At 69.5% G+C, this 4,738-nt stretch carries 5 protein-coding genes and 1 pseudogene; 4 read left to right on the plus strand and 2 right to left on the minus strand.

The annotated features are described in order from the left end of the window. Window positions 1–149 precede the first annotated feature (149 nt). The 3 genes from ACFDSW_RS15420 to ACFDSW_RS15430 are packed head-to-tail and all read left to right on the plus strand — an operon-like array spanning window position 150 to window position 2,775. Window positions 150–821, plus strand: coding sequence for a DUF969 domain-containing protein (locus ACFDSW_RS15420; RefSeq protein ID WP_375251156.1), 672 nt, complete (start codon window positions 150–152; stop codon window positions 819–821). Beyond that, window positions 818–1,780: a 5-oxoproline transporter, DUF979 family subunit gene (locus tag ACFDSW_RS15425; RefSeq protein ID WP_375251157.1), complete on the plus strand. Its 963-nt coding sequence runs from the start codon at window positions 818–820 to the stop codon at window positions 1,778–1,780. Before ACFDSW_RS15420 ends, ACFDSW_RS15425 begins: the two co-directional genes overlap by 4 nt. A gap of 2 nt (window positions 1,781–1,782) precedes the next feature. Further along, window positions 1,783–2,775 carry a DUF2891 domain-containing protein gene (locus tag ACFDSW_RS15430; protein WP_375251160.1) on the plus strand — a complete coding sequence of 331 codons (993 nt, stop codon included), beginning with the start codon at window positions 1,783–1,785 and terminating at the stop codon, window positions 2,773–2,775. 25 nt (window positions 2,776–2,800) lie between these two features. Here the strand turns inward: ACFDSW_RS15430 and ACFDSW_RS15435 are convergent, their stop codons facing one another. Together ACFDSW_RS15435 and ACFDSW_RS15440 are read right to left on the minus strand one after the other, a co-directional pair. Further along, the gene (locus ACFDSW_RS15435; protein WP_375251158.1) at window positions 2,801–3,529 is read right to left on the minus strand and encodes an NRDE family protein; all 729 of its coding nucleotides are present in this window, start codon (window positions 3,527–3,529) and stop codon (window positions 2,801–2,803) included. A gap of 38 nt (window positions 3,530–3,567) precedes the next feature. Continuing rightward, complete coding sequence (locus ACFDSW_RS15440) at window positions 3,568–4,044, minus strand: Lrp/AsnC family transcriptional regulator (RefSeq protein ID WP_375251159.1); 477 nt, start codon at window positions 4,042–4,044, stop codon at window positions 3,568–3,570. A gap of 83 nt (window positions 4,045–4,127) precedes the next feature. Here ACFDSW_RS15440 and ACFDSW_RS15445 point away from each other — a divergent pair. After that, window positions 4,128–4,738 (plus strand): annotated as a pseudogene (locus tag ACFDSW_RS15445) (trifunctional transcriptional regulator/proline dehydrogenase/L-glutamate gamma-semialdehyde dehydrogenase); the annotation flags it as partial.

A 4,738-nucleotide genomic window follows, 5' to 3' on the forward strand; every position in this document is an offset into this window, starting at 1 on the left:
CGCGACATCCGCGAACTGGTGTTGGCGGATGCGGTCGCCGGGGAGGGGCCTGACGCGGACGCGCTGTCGCAGGCGGCGGACCTGCTGCGCCGCATGTCGGGCCAGTATAACCAGGCGGCACGTGCCGCCGCGACGCTGTAACCCGGACGATGCTGGTCCTGTCGGGAATCGCGATCATCGTCATCGGCTTCGCGCTGGGGGTGCATCCGTTGCTGGTGGTCACGCTGGCGGCGTTCGCCAGCGCGATGGCGGCGGGGCACGGGCCGGTCGAGGTGACCGGGATGATCGGCAAGGCATTCGTCGACGCGCGGTTTTTGGCGGTGGCGTGGCTGGCGCTGCCGACGATCGGCCTGCTGGAACGCGCCGGGCTGCGCGATCATGCGCGCGGCCTGGTCCAGCGATTGCGCGGCGCGACCACGGGGCGCGTCTTGCTGGGCTATCTCGCGCTGCGACAGCTTACTGCCGCGCTGGGACTGACGTCGCTGGGCGGGCATGTGCCGATGGTGCGCCCGATCGTCGCGCCGATGGCGGAAGGGGCGGCGGAGCGCGACGAGGCCGTGCCGCCCGACGACGACACGCGCCAGACGATTCGCGCCCACGCCGCCGCGGTGGACAATATCGGGCTGTTCTTCGGCGAGGATGTATTCATCGCGATCGGATCGATCCTGCTGATCCGTGCGGTGCTGGAGCAGAACGGCATCGTCGTCGCTCCGTTGCAGGTCGCCATCTGGGCGATCCCGACCGCCTTATGCGCTTTCGCGATTCATGGCGTCCGGTTGCTGCGGCTTGACCGGCGACTTTCGGCGGGACGGCGGCGATGATCGGGCTCGACGCGCTGGGCGTGGTCGCCGGGCTGCTGCCCGCCACGGTGGCACTGCATCATGCGCTGGACCGCACGCGCGGCGCTACCCGCTGGCGCAGCGCGGGCTTCTGGGCGCTGTTCGCGGTTACCCTGATCGCTGGCCCGTGGCTGCCTGACGTCGTCAACGGCCTGCTCGTGCTCGGCATGGTCGCGCTCGCGACGCTGGGGCTACGGCCTGGCGCAGTCCGCACCACCGACGACGCCACCCGCGCCGCCAGCGCCGCGCGGCTGCGATCCGCGCTGTTCCTGCCGGCGCTGTGCATTCCAGCGGTGACGCTGGCGGGGACGCTGCTTTTTCCGGACGGGATCGTCGCGGGCCATGCGCTGATCGATCCCAAACAGGTGACCCTGGTGTCGCTGGCCGCGGGTGCCGCGCTGGCGCTGATGCTAGCGATTCGCCTGACACGCGCGCCGCGCGCCGCGCCGGCGGGGGAGGCGCGGCGGCTGGTCGATGCGATCGGCTGGGCGATGGTGCTGCCGCAGATGCTGGCGGCGTTGGGCGGGATCTTCGCGATGGCCGACGTCGGTCGCTGGGTGGCCACCGGCGTGACGACGTTCGTGCCGCTCGACACGTCGACGAGCGCGGCACTGGCCTATTGCCTGGGCATGGCATTGTTCACGATCGTGATGGGCAACGCCTTCGCTGCGTTTCCGATCATGACCGCCGGGATCGGCCTGCCGTTCGTAATCCAGCGTTTCGGTGGCGATCCGGCCGCGGTCGCGGCGCTGGCGATGCTGTCGGGTTTCTGCGGTACGCTGCTGACGCCGATGGCGGCGAATTTCAACATCGTCCCGGTCGCCGCGCTGGAGCTTCGCGATCGTCACGCGGTGATCCGTGTTCAGGCGCCGACGGCGCTGCTGTTGCTGGCGATCAACGTCGCGATCATGGCATGGTTCGCTTTTCCGAAAGGCCCATGACGATGCACCGCCTGACCGAGCCACGCGCCGCGCATTTCGCCAGCATCGCGCTGGGCCATGTGACGCGCGCCTATCCGCACAAGGCGGATCATGTCATGGATGATGACGGCGACGTCTATCGCCCGGCTGACGTGCATCCGGTATTCTACGGTAGTTTCGACTGGCATAGCTGCGTCCACGGCTATTGGCTGCTGGCGCGACTGCGGCGGCTGTTCCCCGGCCTGGATGCGGCGCCGGCGATCGATCGGCTGTTCGACGACCATCTGACCGCTGACAAGCTGGAGCGGGAGCGCGCCTATCTCGACCGCGCCTCCGCGCGATCGTTCGAGCGGCCCTATGGCTGGGCGTGGTTGCTGATGCTGGCGGCGGAGCTGGAGCGCGCGGGTTCGCGCCACGCGGCGGCGCTGCGCCCGCTGGCGACCGCCTTTGCGGCGCGCTTCCATGCCTATCTGCCGGTGCTGACCTATCCGGTGCGCGCTGGCACGCATGCCAATAGCGCGTTCGCACTCGTGCTCGCGGCGCGTTATGCCCGCACGGTCGCGGACGAGGCGTTGCTGACGTTGCTGGCGCAACGTGCGCGCACATGGTTCGGCGGCGATCGCGTGCGGCAGGTGTGGGAGCCGAGCGGCGAGGACTTCCTGTCACCGGTGCTGACGGAGGCGGTGGCGATGGCGACATTGCTGCCGGCGGCGGAGGCGAAGGACTGGCTGTCACGCTTCCTGCCCGATCTGGCGGCGGGCGAACCCGCCGCGCTGTTATCGCCGGTAACCGTCAGCGACCGTAGCGATGGGCGGATCGCGCATCTTGACGGGCTGAACCTCAGCCGCGCCTGGGCATGGCGGGTGATCGCGCCACTGCTGCCGGCGGCGTCCCGCGACGTCGCGCTTGCGGCGTCGGAACGCCACCTTGACGCCGCGCTGGGCGAGGTGGCCGGGGACTATATGGGCGAGCATTGGCTCGCCAGCTTCGCGCTGCTCGCGCTGACGGTGGAGTAATCGTTCCAGCGATCGTCGGGACGGATCAGCCAGCCTCATCCTGCGGCCACTGGAATGGCAGGGCCGTCGTCCCGGTCACGTTCCCGGCGGCGTCGTAGCGGCGCTCGGCGATCGTCCCCACACCATCGTTCGTCACTGCCACCACCGTGCTGCATCGCGTGCCATAGACGGGATCGTCGATGAAGATCGCGGCCGGATCGTCCGCGCTGCTGCCCGGCGGGGCAGGATCGCGCAGCCCCGCGAACAGCGCGTCGAATGCGGTATCGCCCGTCGCCAGCCAGTCGCGGATCACCGCCGACAGCCGCATCGTCTTGCGCCACGGTGGATCGAGGGGGCCATTGGAAATGGCGTGCAAACCGGGCGCGAGCGGAGCGATCGCCATCGTCGGCCGGTTCGCCACGAAGGTCGCGCGTCCCTGTCGGATGGCGATCGCGTTGAAGGGATTGTGCTGCGCCGCCCGCACCTCCTCCGCCGCGATGCTGCCATCCGCCAGCCCGACCACCAGCGCGCCACGCGAGTCGCGCGTCGCGTCGGGGGTGCCGAACCCGCGCAAATTGGTCACCGCCGCGAACCCACCGTCGGCGGACACCGCCAGCCATGTGCCACCGGCGACCAGGTCGCGCCCCGCGAGGATCGCGCGATCATCCCAGCGCGATAGCGGGGCCGCCGCGCGGGCGTGAAACTCATCGCGATTGGCGGCGACGATCAACCGCCAGCGCGGGTGCATCGACCAGGCGAGGGCAAGAACGCACATCGCCGCCGTCTCGGCGCTTCGTCGGGCCAAGTAAACCCTTATACCGGCGCATCGCGGATCGTCTCCATCGCGACGAAGGTGGAGGTGTTGGCGACATGCGGCAGCGCGGAAATGCGCTCGCCGAGGACTTCGCGATAGCGGCGGATGTCGGCGGTGCGGACCTTCAGCAGATAGTCGAAGCTGCTGGCGATCATGTGGCATTCCTCCACCTCGGGGATGCGCAGCACCGCGCGGCGGAATTCGTCGAGCGCCGCCTCGCGCGTGTCGGACAGCTTCACCTCGGTGAAGGCGATATGATCGAGCCCCAGCCGGGTCGGATCGACGATTGCCCGAAAGCCCAGGATGTACCCCTGATCGAGCAACCGCCGCAGCCGCACCTGGCAGGGCGTCTTCGACAGGCCGACGCGCCGCGCCAGTTCCGCGATCGACAGCCGCCCGTCGGCGCGGAGCGTCTCGATGATCCGGCGGTCGAATGGATCGAGCTGGCCGGTTTTTGAAGTGGAATGATCCGTCATTACCCCGATAATAGGTGCGTTTGGCCTGTATTTCGCGATAAATCGTGCCGCTGTCTTCGGCTGAACCGGAATATGCTGACGCCATGACCATGACCGCCCCGTTCGCCGACTTCGCCGCCCCGATCCGTCCGCAGACGCCGCTGCGGGAGGCGATCACCGCCGCCTGTCGACGCCCCGAGCCGGAATGCGTCGTGCCGCTGCTGGAACAGGCGACGCTCGATGCAGGGCTGCGCCGGGCGGCCAGCGCCACCGCCACCGCTTTGGTCTGCGCGCTGCGCGACAAGCACACGGGCGGCGGTGTCGAGGGCCTGGTGCAGGAATATGCGCTGTCCAGTCAGGAGGGCGTCGCGCTGATGTGCCTTGCCGAAGCGCTGTTGCGCATCCCCGACGACGCCACCCGCGACGCCCTGATCCGTGACAAGATCGCGGGAGGCGACTGGCGCAGCCATGTCGGCGACGGACGCTCGCTGTTCGTCAACGCGGCCACCTGGGGGCTGGTGGTGACCGGCAAGCTGACCGGCAGCGTCAACGACAGCGGCTTGGGCGCGGCGCTGACGCGGCTGATCGCGCGCGCCGGCGAACCGGTGATCCGGCGCGGCGTCGACATGGCGATGCGGATGATGGGCGAGCAGTTCGTGACCGGCGAGACGATCGACGAGGCGCTGAAGCGTGCCCGCCCCCTGGAGGCGCGCGG

This window comes from Sphingomonas sp., from assembly GCF_042091075.1.
GTDB lineage: Bacteria > Pseudomonadota > Alphaproteobacteria > Sphingomonadales > Sphingomonadaceae > Sphingomonas.

Bases quoted from the DNA above. Each gene is read 5' to 3' on its own strand.
- ACFDSW_RS15420 (WP_375251156.1), top strand. From the start codon at position 150: ATGCTGGTCCTGTCGGGAATCGCGATCATCGTCATCGGCTTCGCGCTG.
- ACFDSW_RS15425 (WP_375251157.1), top strand. From the start codon at position 818: ATGATCGGGCTCGACGCGCTGGGCGTGGTCGCCGGGCTGCTGCCCGCC.
- ACFDSW_RS15430 (WP_375251160.1), top strand. From the start codon at position 1,783: ATGCACCGCCTGACCGAGCCACGCGCCGCGCATTTCGCCAGCATCGCG.
- ACFDSW_RS15435 (WP_375251158.1), bottom strand. From the start codon at position 3,529: ATGTGCGTTCTTGCCCTCGCCTGGTCGATGCACCCGCGCTGGCGGTTG.
- ACFDSW_RS15440 (WP_375251159.1), bottom strand. From the start codon at position 4,044: ATGACGGATCATTCCACTTCAAAAACCGGCCAGCTCGATCCATTCGAC.